20 protein-coding genes and 1 pseudogene are annotated in these 24,426 nt (G+C 36.7%); 17 read left to right on the top strand and 4 right to left on the bottom strand.

The window, feature by feature from the left end; all coding sequences use genetic code 11:
* Nucleotides 1–90 precede the first annotated feature (90 nt).
* Nucleotides 91–966 (top strand): SPFH domain-containing protein, encoded by an 876-nt coding sequence (locus tag C7K42_RS06955; protein WP_014123693.1) that lies wholly within the window; start codon nt 91–93, stop codon nt 964–966.
* Between the two features lie 13 nt (nt 967–979).
* The gene (locus C7K42_RS06950; protein WP_103099633.1) at nt 980–1,474 is read left to right on the top strand and encodes an LURP-one-related/scramblase family protein; all 495 of its coding nucleotides are present in this window, start codon (nt 980–982) and stop codon (nt 1,472–1,474) included.
* Between the two features lie 54 nt (nt 1,475–1,528).
* Here C7K42_RS06950 and C7K42_RS06945 read toward each other — a convergent pair whose 3' ends face one another.
* Both C7K42_RS06945 and C7K42_RS06940 read right to left on the bottom strand, forming a co-directional pair.
* Complete coding sequence (locus C7K42_RS06945) at nt 1,529–2,512, bottom strand: LacI family DNA-binding transcriptional regulator (protein ID WP_014123695.1); 984 nt, start codon at nt 2,510–2,512, stop codon at nt 1,529–1,531.
* Between the two features lie 20 nt (nt 2,513–2,532).
* Nucleotides 2,533–4,026, bottom strand: a complete 1,494-nt coding sequence (locus C7K42_RS06940) for a sucrose-6-phosphate hydrolase (RefSeq protein WP_014123696.1) — start codon at nt 4,024–4,026, stop codon at nt 2,533–2,535.
* 330 nt (nt 4,027–4,356) lie between these two features.
* On the opposite strand from C7K42_RS06940, the gene scrK reads away from it, so the two are divergent.
* From scrK to abc-f, 6 genes are all read left to right on the top strand, one after another.
* The gene (gene scrK, locus C7K42_RS06935; RefSeq protein ID WP_103083612.1) at nt 4,357–5,235 is read left to right on the top strand and encodes a fructokinase ScrK; all 879 of its coding nucleotides are present in this window, start codon (nt 4,357–4,359) and stop codon (nt 5,233–5,235) included.
* Between the two features lie 232 nt (nt 5,236–5,467).
* Nucleotides 5,468–6,553 (top strand): 3-phosphoserine/phosphohydroxythreonine transaminase, encoded by a 1,086-nt coding sequence (gene serC, locus C7K42_RS06930; protein WP_103096915.1) that lies wholly within the window; start codon nt 5,468–5,470, stop codon nt 6,551–6,553.
* A 3-nt stretch (nt 6,554–6,556) separates the two neighbouring features.
* Entirely contained in the window at nt 6,557–7,741 is a 1,185-nt protein-coding gene (locus C7K42_RS06925) for a phosphoglycerate dehydrogenase (protein ID WP_103083610.1), read from the top strand.
* A gap of 2 nt (nt 7,742–7,743) precedes the next feature.
* Nucleotides 7,744–8,973: a DUF1015 domain-containing protein gene (locus C7K42_RS06920; RefSeq protein ID WP_103099632.1), complete on the top strand. Its 1,230-nt coding sequence runs from the start codon at nt 7,744–7,746 to the stop codon at nt 8,971–8,973.
* Between the two features lie 97 nt (nt 8,974–9,070).
* A complete protein-coding gene (locus C7K42_RS12875; RefSeq protein WP_167536961.1) occupies nt 9,071–9,208 on the top strand; it encodes a hypothetical protein in 138 nt (45 codons plus the stop codon).
* 118 nt (nt 9,209–9,326) lie between these two features.
* On the top strand, nt 9,327–10,910 hold the full coding sequence (gene abc-f, locus C7K42_RS06915) for a ribosomal protection-like ABC-F family protein (protein WP_103099631.1): 1,584 nt from the start codon (nt 9,327–9,329) through the stop codon (nt 10,908–10,910).
* Between the two features lie 159 nt (nt 10,911–11,069).
* Here the strand turns inward: abc-f and C7K42_RS06910 are convergent, their stop codons facing one another.
* Nucleotides 11,070–13,415 (bottom strand): ABC transporter ATP-binding protein/permease, encoded by a 2,346-nt coding sequence (locus C7K42_RS06910; RefSeq protein WP_103099630.1) that lies wholly within the window; start codon nt 13,413–13,415, stop codon nt 11,070–11,072.
* Between the two features lie 235 nt (nt 13,416–13,650).
* Here C7K42_RS06910 and C7K42_RS06905 point away from each other — a divergent pair, with 235 nt between their 5' ends.
* From C7K42_RS06905 to C7K42_RS12870, 6 genes and pseudogenes are all read left to right on the top strand, one after another.
* On the top strand, nt 13,651–15,411 hold the full coding sequence (locus C7K42_RS06905; RefSeq protein WP_103083606.1) for a glycoside hydrolase family 13 protein: 1,761 nt from the start codon (nt 13,651–13,653) through the stop codon (nt 15,409–15,411).
* Between the two features lie 302 nt (nt 15,412–15,713).
* Nucleotides 15,714–16,766 (top strand): aspartate-semialdehyde dehydrogenase, encoded by a 1,053-nt coding sequence (locus tag C7K42_RS06900; RefSeq protein WP_103099629.1) that lies wholly within the window; start codon nt 15,714–15,716, stop codon nt 16,764–16,766.
* Between the two features lie 128 nt (nt 16,767–16,894).
* On the top strand, nt 16,895–17,245 hold the full coding sequence (rplS, locus tag C7K42_RS06895; protein ID WP_014123709.1) for a 50S ribosomal protein L19: 351 nt from the start codon (nt 16,895–16,897) through the stop codon (nt 17,243–17,245).
* A gap of 339 nt (nt 17,246–17,584) precedes the next feature.
* Nucleotides 17,585–17,764 (top strand): annotated as a pseudogene (locus C7K42_RS06890) (hypothetical protein); the annotation flags it as partial.
* Between the two features lie 139 nt (nt 17,765–17,903).
* Nucleotides 17,904–18,584 (top strand): zeta toxin family protein, encoded by a 681-nt coding sequence (locus C7K42_RS06885; RefSeq protein ID WP_014123711.1) that lies wholly within the window; start codon nt 17,904–17,906, stop codon nt 18,582–18,584.
* Entirely contained in the window at nt 18,574–18,735 is a 162-nt protein-coding gene (locus C7K42_RS12870; RefSeq protein ID WP_014123712.1) for a hypothetical protein, read from the top strand. The genes C7K42_RS06885 and C7K42_RS12870 overlap by 11 nt, the downstream gene beginning before the upstream one ends.
* Nucleotides 18,736–18,939: 204 nt before the next feature.
* On the opposite strand, the gene C7K42_RS06880 is transcribed toward C7K42_RS12870, so the two are convergent.
* On the bottom strand, nt 18,940–20,268 hold the full coding sequence (locus C7K42_RS06880; protein WP_012345024.1) for an ISL3 family transposase: 1,329 nt from the start codon (nt 20,266–20,268) through the stop codon (nt 18,940–18,942).
* Between the two features lie 303 nt (nt 20,269–20,571).
* Here C7K42_RS06880 and C7K42_RS06875 point away from each other — a divergent pair, with 303 nt between their 5' ends.
* From C7K42_RS06875 to C7K42_RS06865, 3 genes are all read left to right on the top strand, one after another.
* Nucleotides 20,572–21,216: a GntR family transcriptional regulator gene (locus C7K42_RS06875; protein ID WP_103099895.1), complete on the top strand. Its 645-nt coding sequence runs from the start codon at nt 20,572–20,574 to the stop codon at nt 21,214–21,216.
* A gap of 121 nt (nt 21,217–21,337) precedes the next feature.
* Nucleotides 21,338–22,588, top strand: a complete 1,251-nt coding sequence (locus C7K42_RS06870; protein WP_103096896.1) for a quaternary amine ABC transporter ATP-binding protein — start codon at nt 21,338–21,340, stop codon at nt 22,586–22,588.
* Nucleotides 22,581–24,338, top strand: coding sequence for an ABC transporter permease/substrate binding protein (locus C7K42_RS06865; protein ID WP_103099896.1), 1,758 nt, complete (start codon nt 22,581–22,583; stop codon nt 24,336–24,338). The genes C7K42_RS06870 and C7K42_RS06865 overlap by 8 nt, the downstream gene beginning before the upstream one ends.
* Nucleotides 24,339–24,426 lie beyond the last annotated feature (88 nt).

The raw sequence follows: 24,426 nt of genomic DNA, 5'->3' as shown, positions 1-24,426 counted from the left end.
TTTTTAGGCTTTTTTAGTGAAAAAAATAAAGTGAATTTGGCATTCTTGTTACTTTAAGTTACGATAGGAAAAAAGAAGGAGGAGTTATTAGTGAAAGAAAAAAAGACATTTCATGTTAATGGTTATTTTGGATTATTAGTGTTGTTTATTGTACTCTTATTAGGAGCTTACGTATTCTTTCTTGGCGTTACCAATGAGAGTGTTTTTGAAATCATTTCAAGTATTGTGATTTTGATTATTGCTATATTATTTATTAGTTCACTAACAATTGTGGGGCCTAATCAAGCAAAAGCCATTTTATTTTTTGGCAAATATTTAGGAACGATCAAATCCAATGGATTATTTATCACAACACCTTTGACGCAAAAAATAAATGTTTCATTGAAAGTTCGTAACTTTAATAGTGCTCGTTTGAAGGTGAATGACTTAGATGGCAATCCTATTGAAATTTCAGCAGTGATCGTTTTTAGAGTTGTTGATACGGCAAAAGCATTATTTGATGTGGATCATTACCAAGATTTTGTTGAAATTCAAAGTGAAACAGCGATTCGTCATATTGCTTCTCAATATCCTTATGATACTTTTGGAGAAAATGATGTTACTTTACGCGGAGATACTAGCCATGTTTCTCAAGAGCTGACTAAAGAGTTGCAAGATCGCTTGGAAGTTGCTGGTGTTGAGGTCGTCGAAACACGATTAAATCATTTAGCCTATTCGACAGAAATTGCTAGTGCGATGTTACAAAGACAACAAGCTAGAGCAATTCTTTCAGCAAGACAAACAATTGTTGAAGGTGCGGTTTCTATGACACAAATGGCTCTAGAGCAGATTGAAAAAGGACAAGATATCCAGTTTACTGATGATCGTAAAGTGCAATTGATTAATAATCTATTGGTTTCCATTATCACAGATAATGGCACACAACCCGTGATTAATACAGGCGAATTAGGTGAAGAAGGTCTCTAATAAGGAGAAGCTGATGAAAAAATTATATATTAAGCAAAAGGTATTTAGTATAGGGGAAAGTTTTACTGTGACTGATGAAAACGAACATCCTTGTTACTTTGTAGAAGGTAGTTTTTTCAAATTACCTAAACATTTTTTAATTTATGACGATCATCAACACGAAATTGGAAGAATTACGAAGAAAACGTTCGCTTTGTTACCAAAATTTTTCGTTGAAGTAGACGGCAGTGAAATGATTACACTGAAAAAAGAATTAACCTTTTTAGAATCTCGCTATACGATTTCCGCCCAGGAGATTGAAATCCAAGGAAATTGGTGGGATATGGATTTTACTGTTTTTGCTCAAGGGAAAAATATGGCAGAAATTACAAAACGTTGGTTTTCTTGGGGCGATACTTACGAGCTCACAATCCTTGATGAGTCGATGGAACGTTTGGTCTTATCTCTTGTGATTGCGATTGATTGTGTAAAAGCAGATGAAGCTGCTGCAAATAGCGGTGGTTCATAAGAATAAAAACGCATTTGTCTGACTAAATAAATGGTCAAAACAAATGCGTTTTTACTATGAGGTTTTCCCCTGTAATACTTTAGTAGGTAAGGTGTAACGAGGCGCTAGTTTTTTATCTGGCTGTGTGATCCTTTGTAATAATAAATCGACCAATAAATCCGACAATTCACCGATAGGCTGTTCTACAGTAGTTAATTGCGAGTAATAATTTTGAATAAACTGTGTGCCATCGTAGCCAATAATTTTTAACTGTTCCGGTATTTTGATACCTAATTGCTGACAATTGTCAATAACTAAAAGTGCTGTTAAATCATCTGTACAAACAAGGCCATCAATTGCCTCTTGTTTAAGAATCTCTTGGATACGCATATTTTTTAGCGTTAATGTATGTTCAAAAGATTCGAAACGAAAGACTTTTGCAGTTAAGTTTTTTTCTTGAACAAAATCCAAATACCCTTGCAAGCGATCGTTAGTCGGCGAGTCAGAAGCATTGCTTCCTGTGATAATCGCGATATTTTGTGCGCCGTGAAAGAAAAGATTTTCAGTCGCTGCATATCCGCCATGATAATTATCGCTACCAACAATTGGAATCCCTTCAGCTAATAGACGATCAAAAGAGACAATAGGTAGGTCCATTTGCTGGTATTCTTTAATACCAAGATTGTGTGCTCCTGCAACAATCCCGTCTACTTTATTTGCCATCAGCATATTTAAATAATTCCGTTCTTTTTCTTTGTTATTTGCACTATTACATAAAATTGATTTATAGCCGCGTTCGAAAAATTTTGTTTCCAATTGCTCAACAAGTTCGCCAAAGAAAGGATTAGCCACTGTGGGGAAAATTAATCCAATCAACTGCGCTTGCTTTCCCTGTAAAGAACGCGCAAGAGAGTTAGGTTGATAATTCAATTCTTCCATGGCTGCATGAACTTTATCGATAGTTTTTTGGCTTAAAGAGCCGTAGTGATTGATGACTCGTGAAACGGTTGTAGGCGAAACACCTGCAACTTTGGCAACATCTGTAAGCTTTACTGTCATAAGAAAATTCTCCTTATTTTTTACCGCGCAGACCGTAAAATCCAGAAATCTCCTGTATACGCTCCTGTTGTTCCTGCAAGAAAGATTTCTGTGTCATGGGTTTCAGGAAAGACACGCGTAGTGAAAACGTAACGTCCCTGATTAACAAAAATTTCACAGACGGATTGATCAGCAAAAATTTGTAAGTCAATCGACTGGTGATTTTCTAAAGTAACGTCCCGTGTTTGGCCAAAACCTTTATTCAACGGATAACGAAGTTGCTTACGGTCCAACTCTATTTTACCATGAACTGCATCAAAATGAAGGGCTAAATAGTGGCTATTATCGCTATTGGCAAATAAATATAAGCTGCCACGGCTATCTTCTTGCAAATTAAGATTTAATTCATAACGGTTTGTTTCATTATTTGCCATTAAATTTTGGGTATTTTGTATATCACCCAGAAGCGCAGTCTTTTTATAACGTAAATTTTTTTGTTCAGCGACAGGTTGTTGCAAAAGCTGTCCATCTTTTATTTTCAGTTCTTTGACGATACTTAAACAATGCGCCCACCCTTCTTGATCTGTTGGATAAGACAGTTCAGGAAGACCGATCCAACTGATACTTAATGCTCTACCATCTGGTGCATTGAAGGCTTGTGTAGCATAAAGGTCAAAGCCACTGTCTAAATTATGGATAGGACTCGTATGCTCGATCGTTCTATTCCTTTCATCAAATGATTGTCCAATGACGTAAGTATTGGGATAAATATTTTGATAAGATAATTCATTTTTACCTAGCCCTTGCGGACAAAAAATCAAAACAGCTTGTTGATCAATAAAAATTAGATTAGGACATTCCACCATAAAGCCTAAAGATTGTTGAGTGAAGTTTAAAGGCCCCAAAAATTGCCAATCTTTTAAATCCTTACTTTTATAGAGAAGAATTTCTCCTTTTTCTTCTGTTGTTTGGGCTCCAATGATCATTAAATAGTGATCTTGGTAAAAAATAACTTGCGGATCACGAAAATTTGTTGTGTATCCTTTAGGAGGTCCCGAGACAAGCGGGGTCTCCACTTTGTTGATTTGGTGTTTTTTATCCATATAAGCCCCTAGCTGATAAGTAGAGCGTTCCCAATCAGCGTTACGTACGTTTCCAGTGTAAGCAAGCAGCAATTGATCATCAATAGCTAAAGCAGAACCAGAATAAACGCCGTGACTATCATACAAACTATCAGGTAAAAGACGGATGCCTTCTTCTTTCCAGTCCACTAAATTGGTTGAAGTTAGGTGAAACCAGGATTTCAAACCATGCACAGGACCAAAAGGATAAAATTGGTAAAACAAGTGCCACTTGCCATTAAAGAAAGTAAAACCATTTGGATCATTTAATAAACCAGTAACTGGTTGGATATGGTAATCTAAACGCCAAATCGATTGATTAACAGTTTTGTTTAATTGATCTTGATAATCTTTCCCCCATTTTTCATAAGGATGATAGCGTAATTCTCTTGTCCACTTGTTAATAAGATTCATTGTATTAACTCCTTTTTAACAGCTAATTTTCTTAGCTTAAAGATAGCGTATTTCGATAATTATGTCAAACGTATAACAATGAAATTACTCTGTAAACAGAAGCGTTATTTTCAATTTAAAAAAAATGTTATACGTTTGACAATTATCAAATTGAATGGGCATAAAAGCCCTCCTTTTGTTGCAACAATAAATTTGGCATAGCGAAACATAAATAATGACACAAGTGAAAATAAAGAATTAACGTAAAAAATTATAGAAAGGGGATGTAAAAGATAGACTTTACATTTATACTAAGGAAGAATAAGTAAAAATTTAAAGGAGAGAAGATAAATGTTATATGGAGCTATTGAAGCTGGGGGGACAAAATTTGTTTGTGCAATCAGCGATGAATCCCTAACAATAAAAGAACGCGCTAGTTTTCCGACAACCATACCAGAAGAGACCATGCAAGCGGTTGTTGATTTTTTTACACCTTATAAAGAGGAGTTAACTGCTATTGGTATCGGTTCATTTGGTCCTATTGATATTCATAAAGATTCAAAAACCTATGGTTATATTACATCTACACCTAAGTTGGCTTGGCAAAACTTTGATTTTGTCGGAACTTTAAAAAAAGTTTTTGATATTCCAATTGCTTGGACAACCGATGTAAATGCTGCGGCATACGGGGAATATGTTTTTGGTAATGGAAAAGATCAGTCTAACGTTATTTATTACACCATCGGCACTGGCGTTGGTGGTGGTGCATTACAGGAGGGACGTTTTGAGGAAGGCTTTAGCCACCCAGAAATGGGTCATATGCTAGTGGTTCCTCATCCAAAAGATGCTTTTGCCGGCAATTGTCCCTTTCATGGGAATTGTTTAGAAGGGATGGCGGCTGGTCCTGCAATTGAGCAACGTGCTGGTCGGAAAGGCCAAGATATCCCGGAAGATGATCCAATTTGGACAATTGAAGCGGACTATATTGCCCAATGCGCCTACAATACAACTTTGATGTTTTCACCAGATGTGATTATTTTTGGTGGCGGTGTGATGAAACAGCAACACATGGTGGAAAAAGTACATCAGGCTTTTGAACGCTTGTTAAAAAATTATGTGGAAACACCTAAATTAGAAGATTATATCGTTACACCTAAATTAGAAGATGACGCAGGGATTTTTGGATGCCTAGCATTAGCTAGAGAAGATGCTTTGCAAGTCAATAACTAAGGAGGATTGTAAAATTCAAGTCTTTTCATGTTTTGCAAGAAGAAACGTTGCTTTAACTTTACAAAGAAGACGAGGAACCGTAATTAGTTCCTCGTCTTCTTTATTTTTACTATTTTCCAGTTTATTAAAAAGCTATTAGAGTTTTCAGAATCGTCAAAATAATTTCTTTTTAAAGCTTGTGAACTCTGCTATAATAAATCAAACATCTTGCTATAAAAAAGGAGTGGCAAACATGACAATTTATAACTTTTCAGCTGGCCCTGCAGTCTTGCCTGGTCCAGTACTAAAAAAAGCACAAGAAGAACTTTTAGATTATCAAGGTAGTGGCATGTCAGTAATGGAGTTGAGTCATCGTTCCTCCTTGTTTGAAGAGATTATTACTGAAGCTGAGCATTTACTGAGAAAATTAATGGATATACCAGAAAATTACTATGTTTTATTTTTGCAGGGAGGCGCTAGTCTGCAATTTTCGTCCGTGCCTTTAAATTTAGCACAAAATAAAAAAGCACTTTATGTGAATACAGGCTCGTGGGCCAAAAAAGCAATTGCGGCAGCTCAGGCGATTCCTTCAGTTAATACAAAAGTGATTGCAAGCAGTAAAGATAAAAATTTCACTTATATCCCACAAATAACAAAAGATCAAATTGATCAAGATGCTAGTTACCTGCATATTACAACGAATGAAACGATTGGTGGAATCAGTTATCAAGAAATCCCTGACACAGGTCGGGTGCCTCTTGTAGCGGATATGTCGTCCAATATTTTATCAAACAATTATCAGGTTAAAGACTTTGGCATTATTTATGCAGGTGCGCAAAAAAATATCGGTCCAGCGGGTCTTACTGTTGTTATCATACGAGATGATTTATTAAACGAACAATCGCTTTTTGCGCCCATGCTAGATTATCGTGTGCAAGCAGATAGTCATTCGATGTATAACACACCGCCAACCTTTAGTATTTACATGGCCAAACTCGTCTTTGAATGGTTACAGGATTTAGGTGGTGTTTCGCAAATGGTGAAATACAATCAACAAAAATCCGGATTATTGTATGATGCTATTGATCGTTCAAATCTATTTCAAAGTCCTGTAAATAAAAAGGATCGTTCACTTACCAATATTCCATTTTTGACAGCTAGTGATCAATTGAACCAAGAATTTATTAACGCTGCTCAAAGACAAGGGTTTGAAAATTTAAAAGGTCACCGTTCAGTTGGCGGTATGCGAGCAAGTCTTTACAACGCTTTTTTGCTTACAGGCGTAGAAAGATTGGTAGATTTTATGCAAGAATTTGAAAAAGCACACGGAGGAGATTAGTCTATGCATCAAATAACGACTTTTAATGCGATTGCCCCAGAAGGTATGGCGCGCTTAGAAAAAGAAAAATACGCCATTAATGAAAGTCAACAGCCCGAAGGTATCATTTTACGTAGTAAAAAATTAGAAAGCTCTGATTTGCCTGATTCGGTTTTAGCTATTGCACGAGCGGGCACAGGCGTTAATAACATTCCGGTTGATTTATGTACAGAACAAGGGGTTGTAGTTTTTAACACTCCTGGAGCCAATGCCAATGCTGTAAAAGAATTAGTTCTGATGAGTTTATTGCTTAGTGTACGACCCGTAGTTCGTGGAATTAACTGGCTGCAACAACTAACAGGATCCGATATAGCAGAACAAGCCGAAGCGCACAAAAAGCAATTTGCCGGACATGAATTGGAAGGAAAGAAGCTAGGTGTCATCGGACTAGGATCAATTGGTGCCATGGTAGCTAATGACGCTTATCGTTTAGGTATGGAAGTCATGGGTTACGACCCTTATGTTTCGGTGGATACAGCTTGGAGTATTTCTCGACGCGTTCATCGTGCTAAAGATATCAGCGAAATTTTTACCAGTTGCGACTTCATTACAGTTCATGTTCCTTTACAAGAAAAGACCCACCACTTAATTGGACAAAAAGAAATTGCTATGATGAAAAATTCGGCGCAGTTGTTTAATTTTGCCCGGGCTGAAATTGTCGATAATAATGCGGTAGTAGAAGCTATCGACGCTGATGAACTGGCTGGTTTTACAACAGATTTTGCCGATGAACAGCTGCTTCATCAAAAGCGTATTACAGTGCTTCCTCATCTAGGTGCATCAACGGCAGAGGCAGAAACCAATAGCGCAAAAATTGCTGTGCGTACTTTGAAAAGGTTTATTGAGACAGGAGTTATTAAACGTTCAGTAAATTTTCCTACGGTTGACATGGCTTTTCATTCCCCCTATCGTATCACTGTAATTAATCGAAATGTGCCGAATATGTTAGGGCAGATTTCAGCAGTTATCGCAGATTTTGAAATTAATATTGATAATATGATTAATCGTGGGCGTGATGATTATGCTTATACTTTAGTGGACATTGACGAAAGCGATGAAAATAAAATTGCCAATGTCGTAGAAAAATTAAGAGAAACCGATGATATTATTCGCGTTCGGGTTATTAAAAAAGAGGAGGTTCCTTATTAGATATGGTTGTTGTACGTCCATTTAGAGCGATTCGTCCCAAAGCTAGCTTAGCTGATAAAGTCGCTGAACTGCCTTATGATGTAGTAGACTCTTGGCAAGGTCGTGATTTGGCAGAAGGGAATCCTTATAGTTACTTTCATATTGATAAGGCTGAAATTGATTTATCCCAAAGTATTTCTCCTTATGATGCACAAGTTTATCAAAAGGCTGCGGCTAATCTAACCGCATTTTTGCAAAAGGGTTGGTTAAAAAAAGATATACAAGATAATTACTATTTATACCAATTAACGATGAATGGCAGAAGTCAGACCGGTTTAGTTGCTTGTACGTCGATTGATGATTATAGCGCCGCAAATATTAAAAAACATGAGTATACACGCCATGAAAAAGAAATCGATCGGATGAATCATATACGTAGTTGTGATGCCAATACAAGTCCTATTTTTCTTAGTTATCGAAAAAACCAAGAGATTCAACAATTAATCCAAAATTGGCAGAAGACACATGAAGCTATTTATGATTTTACTAGTTACTATGAGGTAGAACATAAGGTTTGGTTGCTTGATGATAAAACAGTTATTCAACAATTAGAAGAAGCATTTACTGCATTAGATGCTTTATACATCGCAGATGGTCATCATCGAACAGAATCAGCCATAAAAATTGGTTTGGAAAAAAGAGAAGAACAAGTAAATAGCATAGAAAGTGACTATTTCTTATCAATTTTATTTCCGGAAGATGAGTTGTTGATTAAAGAATATAATCGTGTATTGGATGTGAAGATACCGGAAGATTTCTTTGCACAGTTAAAAGAGAATTTTGTGCTAGAAGAAACCAATGAAAAAAGACCTGATAACGCTGCGAAAATGTGCATGTATTTAGAAGGAACTTGGTATAGTTTGCAAGTAAAAGAAGATAAAATACCAACAGATCCAGTCGCTAAATTAGATGTGTCTTTGTTGCAAGATCTATTGATTGCGCCTATTTTTAATATTCAAGACGTAAGAAGTGATCAGCGAATTGACTTTGTAGGTGGTATTTATGGTCCGCAAAAATTGGAAGAACTGGTTGATGAGAAAAAAAGAACAGTGGCGTTTTCTATGTATCCAACAAAAATGCAGGATCTCTTAGAAGTGGCGGATGCCCAAGAAATTATGCCGCCTAAATCTACTTGGTTTGAGCCTAAATTGTTAAGCGGACTCTTTCTACATGATTTAGAAAGCCAATATTAACAAGTTTAAGCTGAAAAATTACGAATTAACTTGTATAAAGTTTAGAAGTTCGTTATACTTTTAGACAATTCACATCACAAAGGAGGGAACATAACAAATGGTAAGTATGATTAAAATAACACCGAGCGAAAATTACCAACGGTATCATATTAGTTTTAGTCATGCGATTGGTTTTACAGCGGCTGTTGACGGGAGTAGTGTATCTAAAAACAGCAGAATTTTACAAAACCAATGACCATTTCATATGTTTCCATTTTTCGTTAGAAGAAAATAAATAACACGGTCATGGGTTTCCCATGACTTTTTTATTTGCAAAAGAAACAGGTATGCGATGGTCTTAGAAGGAGAAGACCATGCTTATACAATTAAATAAAATCAATAAAAATTTCAGCGGCACGCCGCTTTTTGAACAACTATCATTCACAATCAATGAACAGGAAAAAATGGGTCTTATCGGTACAAATGGCACAGGAAAATCTACACTTTTTCATATAATTGCCGGAGTTGAAGGTGTTAATGATGGTAATGTAAGTCGCAAAAAGGGACTAAAGATAGGCTATGTTCCGCAAATTTTCCCAGAAAGTCATCTAACGGTCTTTGATTATTTAACACAAAGTTTTACTAAATTACAACATTTACAAGAACAATTAAGTGTTTATGAGCAGAAGATGACAGAGGCTACAGAAGAACTTGACCATGTGATAAATGTTTACGGGAAATTACAGCAAGATTTTGAGGATGCCGGGGGTTACGAATTAGAAGATCGTATTATTAGTATGTTAAAGGGGCTAGGCTTGGAAGATAGAATCAATGCTGCGATATCGACTGTTAGTGGTGGAGAAAGAGTCCGGGTGGAACTAGTAAAAGTGCTATTACAAGAGGCTGATCTTTTACTACTTGATGAACCAACGAATCATTTGGATTTAGCAGGAATTCGATGGCTAGAAAATTACTTAAAAACAACCAGCGATGCTTATCTGGTGATTTCTCATGATCGAACCTTTTTAGATCAAGTCACGGAAAAAATTGTGGAAATTGAGGAAGGGAGCTTGGTTGAATACCCTGGAAACTATAGTCGTTATATTCAATTAAAAGAAGAGCGAATAGCTGAAATTACTAAAAATTATGAACTCCAACAAAAAGAAATACAACGAATAAAAAGGATGATTCGTCGTTATCGACAGTGGGCTAACGAGGGAGATAATGAAGCTTTTTTTAAAAAAGCAAAAGAATTAGAAAGACGATTATTCAAGATCGCTGTTGTCAAACTGCCGCAAACACCAAAAAAACGCTTAGAAAGTATCGATCAAGCAGGACGTTCTGGTAAAGAAGTGGTGGTTGCAAAAGGAGTTGGAAAGATCATGGGAGAGCAATTACTATTTACTGACAGCACTTTTACCATTTATCGTCGTGAAAGGATCGCGATTTTGGGAGAAAATGGTTCGGGCAAGTCTACCTTGCTGCAATTAATTTTGGAAAAAATTTCTCCTGATGAAGGCGTAATAGAGTTAGGCGCCAGTATAAAGCTAGGCTACCTTCCTCAAACCATTACCTTCAGTCAACCTCATCAGCAAATTTTAGATTTTGTGAAAGAGATTTTGCCGCAAGAACAAAAGGCTCGCCAGACCTTAGCACATTTTGGCTTTTACAGCGAAGATGTCGGGCGTCGCATTAAGGATCTTTCAGGCGGCGAACAAGTTCGGCTTTACTTACTTAAACTTTTCCATAAGCAAATAAACTTTTTGATTTTAGATGAACCAACGAATCATTTAGATATTTATGCTCGAGAAGAGATTGAAGACTTATTAAGTGAATATACAGGCACACTTTTAGCTGTTACCCATGATCGCTACTTTTTAAAAAAGAATTTTAATGGGTTACTTGTTGTTGAAGAACAAGAAATAAAAAAGGAAACAATGGATTTTTTGCATAATTAAAATACTCCGATTCAGTCATTTGCCACCAAAAATATAAGGATTGGAGGCAAGTTTGACGTTGTGTCCCCAATCAAAAATATATTAGTGGCACATCACAATATGTCCTGCCAATATATGAAAAAACGCATGAACCTAACAGCTCATGCGTTTTTTATGGAATTATTCAGCTCGTAAAGCAATAGCGGCGTCTTTTTTGGCTGCCATTCGTGCTGGAATATGGCCGCCGATCATCGTCAGCACTGTACTTACAATAACCAAAATCAAGGCGTGCATCGGATCTAGTTGGGCGACATTTTCTAAATCAGTCAAATTCAACAAGACCGAGTTAATCGGAAATGTTGCCAGGTAGGCGAGAACGACGCCTAATGTTCCAGAAGCAACACCTAAAATGGCAGTTTCAGCATCAAATACACGCGTAACATCTTTTTTCCGCGCACCCAAAGCTTTTAAGACGCCAATTTCTTTGGTTCGTTCCAAGACTGAAGTATAGGTGATGATACCGATCATGATCATACTTGTAACCAGTGAAATACCAGCAAAAGCAATCAAAACATAAGTGATAGCATCCATGATACCACCTGTCAAATCTGTCATCGTTCCAGCTAAATCGCTATAAATGATTTGATCATCTTCATCTTTTCCTTCATTATAATCATCTAAATAATCCAATATTTGTTCTTTATCATCAAAGTTATTAGGATAAATCATTACACTATAAGGAATTTCGCTAGCGCCTAAGGCATCTAGCAAGTTATCTTTGGCAGTATCGTCAATATCCTCATTGGTCATCACGTTGGTATCACTGTCTTCTTGTGCTTGAACAATGTCAGAATCTTTATTATTGTCGATAACTTTTTGCGCTAAAGCGTCACTATAAGCGATACCAGGAGCTAATAGATCCATAGTTGAAGATTCTTTATTTCGGATAACGCCTGAAATTGTCAATTCCTCATTATCCTCATTATCATAAACTTCATCTAAATCTTGATTTGGAATAAAGTTTCCAGTAGGTAACTCTTCATAAAACGCATCGTTATAGGCTAACTTCACTGTTGTACCTATGATATCGTCAAAAGATATTGTATCGCCGTCTTCTAAATCAAAACCTAGATTGTTTAGGGCGTTGATGTTTGTTTCGTTATTTTCATCGACGACTAACACTACTTCATTAGTGTCTTCGGGAAAGTTTCCTTCTAAAAGGCGATAATTATCTTCTAAGAAGTTACCTTGGGAGTCATCTAACTGTTTGGGAAAAGAAGAAACACCAATGCCCGTTTGTGCGGCCATCATCGACATCATCGATTCGGCTTGCGACTCATCTTCAGCCCCATTTGAAAATTTAACGACTTCCGGTTCATCGTCAACTTCACGCAGTAAATTCATGTTTGCTAAACGGTTATAGCCGATATTATTACTCAAGGCAGGGTCGATGTCATCAACATAGTCAATAAAATCTTGATCAATTTTATTCGTTCTTTGCGATCGATCTTCCTCACTGATCTTAGCAGTGACTTCTTTATCCTCAGGGAAAGTCCCTTCACTGAACCGTTGATCTTCAAAATTTTCCGGATCTTGCTCTGTGGTTTCTCGCGAGATTGTGACTGGAAATTGCGCTAATGTCTCTGACTGGGTTTGATCAATTTGCTTTTGGAAGCCGGTCGATAAAGACAGAACAATCGCGATACTAATAATCCCTATACTGGAGGCAAAAGCAGTTAAAAATGTACGTCCTTTTTTTGTACGAATATTATTAAAAGATAAACGTAGGGCAGTAAGAAAAGTCATTTTTGTATGTTTTAAATCAAAAGGCTCTTTCTTTTTACCTTCCACATGAGGATTTGAATCATCTGTCACTTGCCCGTCTGCAAAACTAATGGTTCGATCGGCATATTTGTTTGCTAAATCAGCATTATGGGTCACCATAACTACCAATTTATCCTTAGCCACTTCTTGGATTAGATTCATAATCTGAACGCTAGTTTGTGAATCGAGTGCTCCGGTGGGTTCATCACAAAGTAAAATATCCGGATCATTGGCAAGAGCACGAGCGATGGCGACACGTTGCATTTGTCCGCCCGATAACTGACTAGGTTTTTTATGCATATGTTCCGTTAGACCGACACGTTCTAAAGCTTCTTCCGCTTTTTTTCGACGTTCTTTTTTTGAAACACCACTTAAAGTCATTCCCAATTCCACGTTATCAATGATTCCTTGATGACCGATCAGATTATAGCTTTGAAAAATAAAGCCGATGGAATTATTACGGTAGGCGTCCCAATCTTTATCTTTAAAATCTTTGGTGGACTTCCCGTTAATTACCATATCGCCGGAATCATACTGATCGAGTCCGCCAATGACATTTAAAAGTGTCGTTTTCCCAGAACCACTTTCTCCCAAGATCGCAACAAACTCTTGTTGGCGAAAAGCGACCGATACGCCATCTAAAGCTTTGGTAACAGTATTTCCAACTTTATATTGCTTTTTTATATCTCTTAGTTCGAGCATGTTCATTCTCCTTCAATTGGAAGTAATGAAAAATTGTTTTCATTCATTTTCAAAGCCTAGCATAACTTTTTGAATAATTCAATGCTGACAGGCGTCAACAAGTATTCTTAAGCCTTTTTCAATAAATTCATTTGCGCGTAGTTAGCGCTAAAAATAAAAATTTTTTTCATATAAAAAGTAGTGTATAATTAAAAGTGTAAGCGCAAACTTTAATTGTTTTAGAAAGGGGTAAAATATGAATACAGCTGCTATCTATCATCGTCCCGAAAGCGAATTTGCCTATCTCTATGAAAAAGAAACACTGCATTTACGACTACGCACGGCAAAAAGTGACATTTCAAGTGTGCAAGTTGTGGGCGGAGATCCTTATTTAGTAGAGAAAGGACAAAGAGAAACGCCAATTGACATGGTGAAAATTTTATCAACCGATCTTCATGATTACTGGTTTGCCTCAGTCAAAGCTCCTTTTAAACGCCTATCCTATGGCTTTGTTTTAACAAGTGAAGATCATGTACAAGTCTTTTATGGAGATCAAGGACTATTTCCTTTATCAAAAAATGTTTTGGGTTCTCCCAACTTATACTTTCGCCTACCTTATTTTCATGAAATCGATCGCTTTAAAGCCCTTAAATGGGCAGAGGAAACTGTTTGGTATCAAATTTTTCCTGAACGCTTTGCTAATGGTGATAAATCAAATGATCCAAAAGGAGCGCTTCGTTGGGGATCGAAAGTTCCTGGACGTCAGGATTATTTTGGCGGCGACTTACAAGGTGTTATTGATCATTTGGATTATGTAAAAGAGTTGGGAATTAATGGCATTTATTTGTGTCCTATTTTTAAAGCTTATTCAAATCATAAATATGACACGATTGACTATCGTAAAATCGATCCGGACTTTGGTGATGAAAAAGTTTTTAAAAATTTGGTGGAAGAATGTCATAAACGTGGCATAAAAGTAATGTTGGATGCTGTTTTCAATCACATGGGAGACCAATCGCCTCAATGGCAAGATGTATTAGCAAAAGGAAAAGATTCAAAATATGCAGCTTGGTTCCATATTAATGAATTTCCTGCAAGCTATAAAGAAAGTGATGATTTTGAAGAAGCGCATCAACTTACTTATGACACCTTTGCTTTTACGCCTCATATGCCAAAACTCAATACCGCAAATTCGGAAGTACAAGAATATTTATTAGATACTGCAAAATATTGGATTGAAAACTTTGATATTGACGCTTGGCGTTTAGACGTGGCTAATGAAGTAGATCATGCTTTCTGGAAAAAGTTTCGGAAGGTTTGTGATGAGACAAAAGAAGACTTCTATATACTAGGAGAAATCTGGCATTCAGCTCAAAAATGGTTAGAAGGCGATGAATTTCATGCAGTGATGAATTATGCCTATACTGATGCCATCATGGGCTATTTTGTTAAAAAACAGTTTTCATTAAAAGAGATGGTTTCTGCGATCAATCAGCAATTAATGTTATATCGTGATCAAACCAATCAGGTACAGTTTAATGTCTTAGATTCACACGATACACCGCGTTTATTAACCCAAGCACAAGAAGATAAAGAATTAATGAAGCAAGTGTTGGTATTTACTTACCTGCAACCGGGTGTTCCTTGTTTATACTATGGCGATGAAATAGGCATGACCGGAGGCGCAGATCCACTCTGCCGTAAGTGCATGGTTTGGAAAGAAGATGAACAGGACCAAGAATTGTTTCAGTTTGTTAAAAAGTTAATTGCTTTACGTAAAAACTGGCAAAAAATGATCAGCCAAGCAAGGATGGATTGGAAAGAAGCGAATGAAGAAACTGGTCTTTTGATTCTAGAACGTAAATTGGATGGAAAAACACTACAAGCGATTTTTAATACTGGCAAACAAGAAATTAATTTAGCAAAAACAGGAGAAATTCTCTTTAGTAATTTAAGCCAGCAAAAGGTACAAAGTATCACTTTACAAGCAAAGGGTTTTCTTGTTTTAAAAATTTAATAAAAAAAAGCAAAAAAGACAAGGCACTGTATGTAACGCCTCCTTGTCTTTTCTGCCTGAATAAAGGATATGACTCCAATACACATTGCGAAGAATCTTCCCCAAAATTCTTCTATATTAATTATAGCTGAAGTATGGTCAATATCTCAAATAATATACTTTTAAAAAATTACTTTTATTAAAATAAAAAATTCAGTGGCTGCCCTTATGATTTTAGAAAAATTTCCTAGTCGAAAAGTAACATTTTTCTTGCTGTATGTTAGAATGGTTAAAATAATAAAAGCAAAAGGGAGCGGTCTTTAATGAACGATGGATATAATGTAGCAGTTGTTGGAGCGACAGGCGCTGTTGGAACGAAATTGATTGAGATGTTAGAACAAACAAATTTACCACTTAAAAACGTGAAACTACTTGCTTCAAAACGATCTGCGGGTCGCAAACTTTTATTTAAAGGCGAAGGTCTTTTTGTGGAAGAACTTGTTCCTGAAGCCTTTGATGATGTAGATATCGCCATTTTTAGTGCTGGTGGAAGCATTTCACAAAAATTTGCGCCCGAAGCAGTAAAGCGTGGAACAGTTGTTGTGGACAATACCAGTCAATATCGCATGGATAAAGACACTCCTTTAGTCGTACCTGAAGTCAACAAACAAGCACTAAAAGATCATCAAGGAATCATTGCTAACCCTAATTGCTCTACGATTCAAATGATGGTAACACTGGCACCTATCAAACAATCAGTAGGGATTGATCGCGTTATTGTGTCTACTTACCAAGCGGTTTCAGGAGCTGGAGCCCAAGCGGTTGAAGAAATAAAACAACAAAGTCAAGAAACGTTAGATGGGGAGCTTCCGGAAAACTTATCTGCGGAAATTTTGCCTGCGGCTAGCGATAAAAAACATTATCCATTAGCTTTCAATGCTTTAGCTCAAATCGATGAATTTGCGGAAAATGATTATACCAAAGAAGAATGGAAAATGGTGAATGAGACCAAAAAAATTCTGGAAGATAAGCAGATGAAAATTAGTGCAACTTGTGTACGTGTCCCTGTAATTACTGGTCATTCGGAATCCATTTATATAGAAACAGAGGACAAAATTAGCTTAACAGATCTACGCGCAACCTTAGAAAATGCTCCTGGAGTGACCGTTGAAGATGATCCTAGCCAACAAATTTATCCGCAAGCTATCAATAGTGTAGGCAAAAAAGATACTTTTGTGGGTCGTATTCGTCAAGACTTAGATGTCGATAATGGTTTTCATTTATGGGTCGTTTCCGATAACTTGTTAAAAGGGGCGGCTTGGAATTCTGTGCAGATTGCTGAAACGCTACATGAAATGAATTTAGTTCATGTATGAAAACGAAAAATTTCTTTACATTAATAGGTGGATATGGTAGTATACTTCAGTGAGTAAATTGCTCAACTATTACAATATTCCGCTGGGAGAGATCTCTTAAGAGTATTTGGGAATAAGGAGAATGTAAAATGGATCCATTGATTCAAGAAATAACAAAAGAACAGTTGCGTACTGATATTCCGGATTTTCGTCCTGGAGACTCAGTTCGTGTTCACGTAAAAGTTGTCGAAGGTTCACGTGAACGTATCCAAGTATTTGATGGTGTAGTGATCAAGCGTCGTGGTGCTGGAATCAGCGAAACTTACACTGTACGTAAAGTTTCTAGCGGCGTAGGTGTTGAACGTACTTTCCCATTGCATACACCACGTGTTGACAAAATTGAAGTTACCCGTCATGGTTTTGTACGTCGTGCGAAATTGTATTACTTACGTAACCGTCACGGTAAAGCTGCACGTATTCCAGAAAGACGCAGAAAGTAAAACCTTAGATGATCTACTTCAATCTAAGCTTGCGAAAACCCTTGTTTATCAAGGGTTTTTTTGTTTGCCAATTTTAAAAAAGAAACAAAAAGTCGTCGTTTTTGTCCTAAATTTTCCTGAATTGTCCCATTTTGACTACTTGGGTAGTCAAAATCGGGCGAAAAAGAGGTAGTCAGTTGACTACTTTATGGATCTGAAAAACACCAAAACGATGACCGAATTTAGCAAAAGGGAGATAGGGTAGCTAAATTGTACAGCGGATACCGTTGCAGGGACTACGCTTGCTAAATTGCATTCATCGAAAGCTTCTAAACAAAATTCAATCTAGGGTGGTTTATGATGGAAGCAAAGGGACAACCGATGATTTGGAAAGAAAAAAGTGACTTAAAATTGGTTTTGGTACTCAATGATTTTATTGAAAAAACCGGAATTACAAGTGTGCGTCTTTATCAAAAATGTTTAAAAGATAGGCCGAAAGAAGCGCCTAGTTTATGGTTTATTACGCAAAAATATGGCTCAAAAAGGTAAAATAGCTTTTGATCTACTTAATTTTAATATTCTCAAATGAGTATGTAATACCCAGCTTTCCTCAAGCATGAAATATAGCTCAAATTATTATATAATAGTAGTAAAATAAGCGGAGATTGGGTGTGGTACATTGGATGACCAATCAATTTTATACGTTAAAGCTCATAAAAATGAATTTTTAAAAAAGTTAGTAGAAGATAAGTATCCTGCTGAAACAGGAAAAAAGACGGCTATTTTTATGGCAGGAAGTCCAGGAGCAGGTAAATCTGAAGTTGCCTCTTCTTTAGCTTCTATGTTGGAGAACATATGTATTATAGACGCAGATATTTTTAGGACCTATTTTCCACAATATAATGGACATAATTCTGATGAATTTCAAAGAGGAGCAGCGTTAATGGTCGACTACGCGCTCGATTATGTTTTAAAAAAAGGATACTCTTTTATTTTAGATGGCACGTTTGCAATTGATAAGTCTCTAAAAAATGTCCAAAGAACTCTAAAAAGAGAATATAATACCTCAATTTACTATGTGTATCAAAATCCCTTTGTAGCTTGGCAGTTTACTAAAATTAGGGAGCGAGTGGAAGGAAGATATGTACCTAAGGAAAGATTTATAAACGCTTATTTTAAGTCTAGGTATAATGTTAAAAAGGTCATGGAAGCTATTGGGGACGAAGCAGATATTGTCGTTGTATTAAAAGATTTTCAAAATGCTATCTCAGATATTATTGAAGGTGTCGAGAATATTGATTTAATTATTCCTGATCAATTTTCTTTTGAAGAATTGGAGGCGAAGCTCGATGGTAAGTAAAGAAGAAGCTCAAAAAATTTTAGATAAATACGAAAGAAACTATGCGGTGTTTTCAAGAAATGCTAGCCGTAAGGAGTTTCGAACGGTATTAAAGTATGTAGCAGAAGAGTCCAACCGTAAACAACGTAAAATTGCTGGATTAGATAAATAGTTGATCAAAAAAAGAGCCAGATACCATACCAAAGAATAAAAACTTTTTAATTGAATATAAATAGTGATCTAAAAGCTAGATAATCGATTATAACTGTGGGCCCTTAAGAGAGATGTTTGATACAAAATGGCTCTTTGTCAAATAGTGTTGTTTAAGCAAAACCTTTATAAAAAGAAGGACTTCGGTTCTTCTTTTTTTGTTATTTTATAAGATCTCAAGAAGCCCTTGTTGAATAAGCACTCGCTTACGTAGATGATTAAAAGAACGAAAGCCAAAGGCAATCCGTTGAATTACTTTAATCAAGTTGTTTTTCCCTTCAAGTTTGCCGTTGGAATACGGTTGAGTAAAAGATAAGGTAATTTCTTTACGGTACTTTTGGAGGTGACGTAAGGATTTTTTAAAGGGTTCTTCTAATAAAGGCGACAGTTGATCAATGATAGCGAAAAATGGTTGCGCTTTGCCGTTTTCAAAAGCGTCAAGCAGATCTTGATAAACATCATAAGAAGCCTTAAGCACGGGATCAATGGTTAATAAGTAATCTACAACTTCCGATTCCGTCACATATTTTTGGCGAAAAAGAGGGAACTGTTTCAAATGGTCGTACCCCAAGTTTTTATGCTTTTTTTGGAGCTGTTTCCAGTATTTTTTTAATTTGCGATAATCCTTCATTTGTTGGGCGCTCTTTTTGTCCAGCTGGTTCATCGACCGAATCCGCTGCTGGTTAAAAGCTCGAGAAATCTGTTGGATAATGTGGAAATGATCCACAAGAATCTTGGCCTTCGGAAATACTTGAGGGATCATTTTTCCATAAGCCGAATTCATATCCATAACCACATGTTGGACTCTTTTCCGCGCTTGTTGAGTAAATCGTTGAAAGTAAGCAATCAGTTTGAAATTGCGGCGATCGTCCAAGATATCGATAATTTTTCCTGTCTGAGCGTCACTGAAGATAAAACACATGGCTCCTTCACAGTCCTTCGTGCCTTTGAATTCATCGATTAACAAATGTTTCGGTAAATGGTTGGGATTGAATTTAAGTCCTTGATAGAAGGTATCCAATACGCGTTCCACGGTTTTAAATGAGACCCCATAGCGTAAAGCAATATCTTTCATCGATAGTTTTTTCTTCAAGTCTATCGCAATGGCAAACTTCAAGGCTTGCGAAATATAACAGTCTTTGGCGATATAATAGGTCCTGGCACTAAAAGTATGATGACAGGATTTACAATAAAATCGTTGCTTAAATAAGCGTAAAACGCTGGGCACTTCCTGATAAGGAATTAATTGAATATCCGAAGCCTTTGGCGAATGTTTAATAAGAAGATTCTCTTCATTTATGAGGCCACAACATTCGCAAGCTTTCGGGGTGTAGGTAAGGACACCGTAAAAGACATTCGTCATTCGATGATGAATGGGTTCTTTTTGAACTGCTTGAGCGGAAAAAAAGATGTGAGGGTCCTTAATATTGAGTAAGTTTTTAAGGCCTACATCTAGATTTTGATCTTTAATTTTGATATCTTTGTATTGAAGCATTTGTTTTCTCCTTTTATTTTGGTGTCCAACTTAATTATAAAGGAAACAAATGCTTTTTTGTTATATAAAAAATTAGTGTTATTACTAATTTTTTTAGTAACAACACTAAATATTATAGACCCTACAAAATGTCTCTCTTTTTTATGCCCTTAAAAACAAGCAAAAGGCCAATGGATATTAAAAATTTCACATGTTTTAAAAACAGATTTTTAATACAGCAAGATGAAAAGCTTGTTTTGTTAAAAATAGGTGTGGTATTATCAATTTGAAAAAAATTGAACAAGCTGGGGAGGGTAGTAAGCGATGGCAAAAGAATTAAAACCTGCTAAACGTGTTTCTTTGCCACGTTATCAACAAATTGCCGTGGATATTGCTGAAAGAATTGTTGAAGGTCGGTATAAAGTGGGAGAAAAAATTTCTGCACGTTCGACTTTAGCAAGCAATTTTAGCGCTTCACCGGAAACTGCTCGTAAGGCCATTAATGTCTTGGTAGATCTTCAAATTATGGAAGTCCAACAAGGAAGTGGTACTTATGTAGCATCTAAAGAAAATGCACAAATATTTATAGAGAAATATAAAAATGTTCAATCGGTTCAAGAAATTCGTCAGGACCTTTTGGAAAGTGTCCAACGTCAAAAAGAAGAGCTCGATGAATTTTCTGATTTGTTAAATGTTTTGGTAAGTCAGACGAAAAAAGTTCATGATATTTCAACATTTGTCCCCTATAAACTTAAGATTACCGGAGAAGCGCAGCATTTGGAAGAAAGCATTTCTGATTTGCATATTTGGCAAAAAACAGGTGCGACCATTGTTGGTATTCAAACAGATGTAGAATTACTCCTTTCTCCAGGCCCATATGCCAAGTTAAGCGCAGGAAATACAATTTATTATGTAGGAAATGAACTGGCCGCACAGCGTATGATGCAACTATTTTATCCTAATAAGTAAGAAAAAAGTGCTATTAAAATAGTGCTTTTTCTTTTGACAAAAGTGACAATACAGCGTTACACTGGGACGGTCAATTTCATGATAGTTTTCTGAAAAATATAGAAAAAAAGAGTGTTAATTTTTGGGTAAAAAAGTTCGTGTAGAGCATTTGAGTAAAATATTTGGTCGAAGAACTCAACAAGCGCTCGAACAAGTAAAAGCAGGCAAATCAAAACAAGATATCTTAGAAGAAACCGGCGCTACTGTCGGTGTACATGATGTAAGTTTTGATGTTAACGAAGGCGAAGTTTTTGTCATTATGGGCTTATCTGGTAGTGGGAAATCTACTTTGATTCGTTTGATTAATCGTTTGATTGAACCGACCTCAGGGGAAGTTTACATCGATGATCAAGATGTATCTAAGATGTCAAAAGAAGAGTTACGAGAAGTTCGTCGTACGAAAATGAATATGGTTTTCCAAAACTTTGGTCTTTTTCCGCAACGAACCATTCAACAAAATACTGAGTACGGTCTAGAAGTACGCGGTGTAGATAAAGAAGAACGCCGGAAAAAAGCAGAAGCTGCTTTAGATAATTCTGGTTTGCTTTCGGTGAAAGATCAATATCCAAATCAACTATCTGGTGGGATGCAACAACGGGTTGGTTTAGCTCGCGCAATAGCCAACGATCCCGAAGTTCTATTAATGGACGAAGCATTTTCTGCTTTGGATCCTTTGATTCGTAAGGATATGCAAGATGACTTATTAGATTTGCAAGAAAAAATGCAAAAAACAATTATCTTTATCACCCACGATTTGAACGAGGCTTTGCGTATTGGTGATCGGATTGCTTTAATGCGTGATGGTGAAATTATGCAAATTGGTACCGGCGAAGAAATTTTGACGCATCCAGCCAATGATTTCGTGCGTGAATTTACTGAAGATATCGACCGTTCCAAGGTTCTAACAGCCGAAAATATTATGGAACCTGCTTTGACAATCAATGTAGAAGCAGATGGTCCAAATGTAGCCTTACAAAGAATGCGTAAAGAAGAAGTTAGTATGTTACTAGCTGTTGACCGTAAACGTTACTTGAAAGGGAGTCTAACAGCTGAAGAAGCTTTAGACGCTCGTAAAAATGACAAGACATTAAAAGACGTCTTGGATAAAAACGTGCAAAAAGTGGAAAAAGACACCTTAGTGACTGATATCTTTAATATAATTGAAGGTTCTGCAGCTCCTCTTGCCGTTGTAGACGACGATGACCGTGTCGTTGGTGTTATTGTTCGTGGTAGCGTCATTGGGGCTATGACTGATACAGACACAAATGATAGCGAGGAATTGAAAGAAAGCCAAGAAGCGGATGATAAGAAAGGAGTGAATGCAGATGCTTGATTTTCTACAAAATGAGATTCCTTTATCAGAATGGGTAGATAATGGCGTTGATTGGTTAACCGAACATTGGGCGGCATTTTTCTCATTCTTACAATCGTTGGGACAAACCATCATGGATGGCATGACCTCTGGTTTGTCATTTATCCCACCATTGCTTTTTATTGTATTAGCTACTATAGCTGCATTTTTCCTTGGTGGAAAAAAATGGCAATTGCCTACATTTACATTGCTCGGTTTACTACTTGTTTATAACCAAGGTTTATGGAGCGATCTGTTAAATACAGTCACATTGGTTATTGTGGCTAGCGTGATCTCAATAATTATCGGAGTTCCAGTAGGAATTTTAATGTCTAAAAATGAAACGGCAAAGAATATTATTACGCCGATTCTGGACTTTATGCAAACTATGCCTAACTTTGTTTATTTGATCCCAGCAGTTGCTTTCTTTGGTATTGGGATGGTTCCTGGGGCATTTGCTTCAGTGATCTTTTCTTTGCCGCCAACTGTACGGATGACAAACTTAGGTATTCGCCAAGTGCCAACTGAATTAACTGAAGCTTCGGATTCATTTGGTGGTACGAACTGGCAAAAATTATTTAAATTAGAATTACCCCTAGCTAAGGGCAATATCTTTGCCGGCATTAACCAAACGATGATGCTAGCATTATCCATGGTTGTTGTTGCTTCAATGATCGGAGCACCTGGACTTGGACAAGGCGTATTATCCGCTGTACAACGTTCTCAAGTAGGTAGCGGCTTTGTTTATGGTATCGCAGTTGTTATTTTAGCAATTATTTTGGACCGTTTTACACAAAAATTGAATTCAAGTAAAGCTAAAACGAGTGAAAATGCGTCCACTAAAAAATCAAAACGTAATAAGATTATTGCTGGCGTTGTTGTTGTAGCAGCCGTTATTGCAGCGATCTTTGCTTATACAAGTATGTCAGGTAATGATTCAAGTGGTGCTAGCTCTGAAGAGGGCGGTAATATTAACCTTTCTTATGTTGAATGGGATACAGAAGTCGCTTCAACCAATGTCTTAGCACTTGTTTTAGAAGACCAAGGATATAATGTCACACAAACGCCTTTGGATAACGCGGTAAACTGGGAAGCTGTAGCTAATGGAGAATCTGATGCGACACTTTCTGCTTGGTTACCAGTGACGCAAAAAGCGCAATATGATCAATTTAAAGATCAAGTAGATGAATTAGGTCCACATACAGAAGGTGCTAATCTTGGCCTTGCTGTGCCAGAATACATGGACGTAGATTCGATTGAAGATTTAGATGACCAAGTACCAGATCAAGAAATTATCGGTATCGACCCAGGTGCTGGTGTCGTTTCTGCAGCAGAAGATACAGTTGAAAGTTATGATAACTTATCTGATTGGGAAGTAACACCATCTTCTAGCGGTGCGATGACTTCACAATTAGGTAGTGCTATCAATAATGAGGATCCTATCGTTATCACTGGCTGGTCTCCACATTGGATGTTCCAAAGATATGATCTAAAATATCTGGATGACCCACAAGGAACGATGGGAGAAGAAGAGCATATTGATGCATTAGCTCGTGAAGGCTTAGAAGACGATATGCCAGAAGCTTATCAAATAATAGATAACTTTAACTGGGATACAGAAGATATGGAAAATGTTATGTTAGATATTGAAGAAGGCACATCTCCTGAAGATGCAGCTCAAGATTGGATTGATGATAATCCAGATAAAGTTGAAGAGTGGGTAGAAGAATAACACTTTTCTTCAAAAAGTAAGCAATTAGACGTGATTGGCGTCTAATTGCTTTTTTTAGTTATATATAATTCGCTCAAAAAAGTAACTT

Origin of the sequence: Tetragenococcus halophilus subsp. halophilus DSM 20339 (assembly GCF_003841405.1) — a bacterium.
GTDB lineage: Bacteria > Bacillota > Bacilli > Lactobacillales > Enterococcaceae > Tetragenococcus > Tetragenococcus halophilus.
The sequence above is the reverse complement of the archived record's forward strand: the minus strand, read 5'-3'. Positions and strand labels throughout refer to the sequence as shown.

Coding starts and splice junctions, on each gene's coding strand:
- C7K42_RS06950 (WP_103099633.1), top strand. CDS start 980: ATGAAAAAATTATATATTAAGCAAAAGGTATTTAGTATAGGGGAAAGT.
- C7K42_RS06945 (WP_014123695.1), bottom strand. CDS start 2,512: ATGACAGTAAAGCTTACAGATGTTGCCAAAGTTGCAGGTGTTTCGCCT.
- C7K42_RS06940 (WP_014123696.1), bottom strand. CDS start 4,026: ATGAATCTTATTAACAAGTGGACAAGAGAATTACGCTATCATCCTTAT.
- scrK (WP_103083612.1), top strand. CDS start 4,357: ATGTTATATGGAGCTATTGAAGCTGGGGGGACAAAATTTGTTTGTGCA.
- serC (WP_103096915.1), top strand. CDS start 5,468: ATGACAATTTATAACTTTTCAGCTGGCCCTGCAGTCTTGCCTGGTCCA.
- C7K42_RS06925 (WP_103083610.1), top strand. CDS start 6,557: ATGCATCAAATAACGACTTTTAATGCGATTGCCCCAGAAGGTATGGCG.
- C7K42_RS06920 (WP_103099632.1), top strand. CDS start 7,744: ATGGTTGTTGTACGTCCATTTAGAGCGATTCGTCCCAAAGCTAGCTTA.
- C7K42_RS12875 (WP_167536961.1), top strand. CDS start 9,071: ATGGTAAGTATGATTAAAATAACACCGAGCGAAAATTACCAACGGTAT.
- abc-f (WP_103099631.1), top strand. CDS start 9,327: ATGCTTATACAATTAAATAAAATCAATAAAAATTTCAGCGGCACGCCG.
- C7K42_RS06910 (WP_103099630.1), bottom strand. CDS start 13,415: ATGCTCGAACTAAGAGATATAAAAAAGCAATATAAAGTTGGAAATACT.
- C7K42_RS06905 (WP_103083606.1), top strand. CDS start 13,651: ATGAATACAGCTGCTATCTATCATCGTCCCGAAAGCGAATTTGCCTAT.
- C7K42_RS06900 (WP_103099629.1), top strand. CDS start 15,714: ATGAACGATGGATATAATGTAGCAGTTGTTGGAGCGACAGGCGCTGTT.
- rplS (WP_014123709.1), top strand. CDS start 16,895: ATGGATCCATTGATTCAAGAAATAACAAAAGAACAGTTGCGTACTGAT.
- C7K42_RS12870 (WP_014123712.1), top strand. CDS start 18,574: ATGGTAAGTAAAGAAGAAGCTCAAAAAATTTTAGATAAATACGAAAGA.
- C7K42_RS06880 (WP_012345024.1), bottom strand. CDS start 20,268: ATGCTTCAATACAAAGATATCAAAATTAAAGATCAAAATCTAGATGTA.
- C7K42_RS06875 (WP_103099895.1), top strand. CDS start 20,572: ATGGCAAAAGAATTAAAACCTGCTAAACGTGTTTCTTTGCCACGTTAT.
- C7K42_RS06865 (WP_103099896.1), top strand. CDS start 22,581: ATGCTTGATTTTCTACAAAATGAGATTCCTTTATCAGAATGGGTAGAT.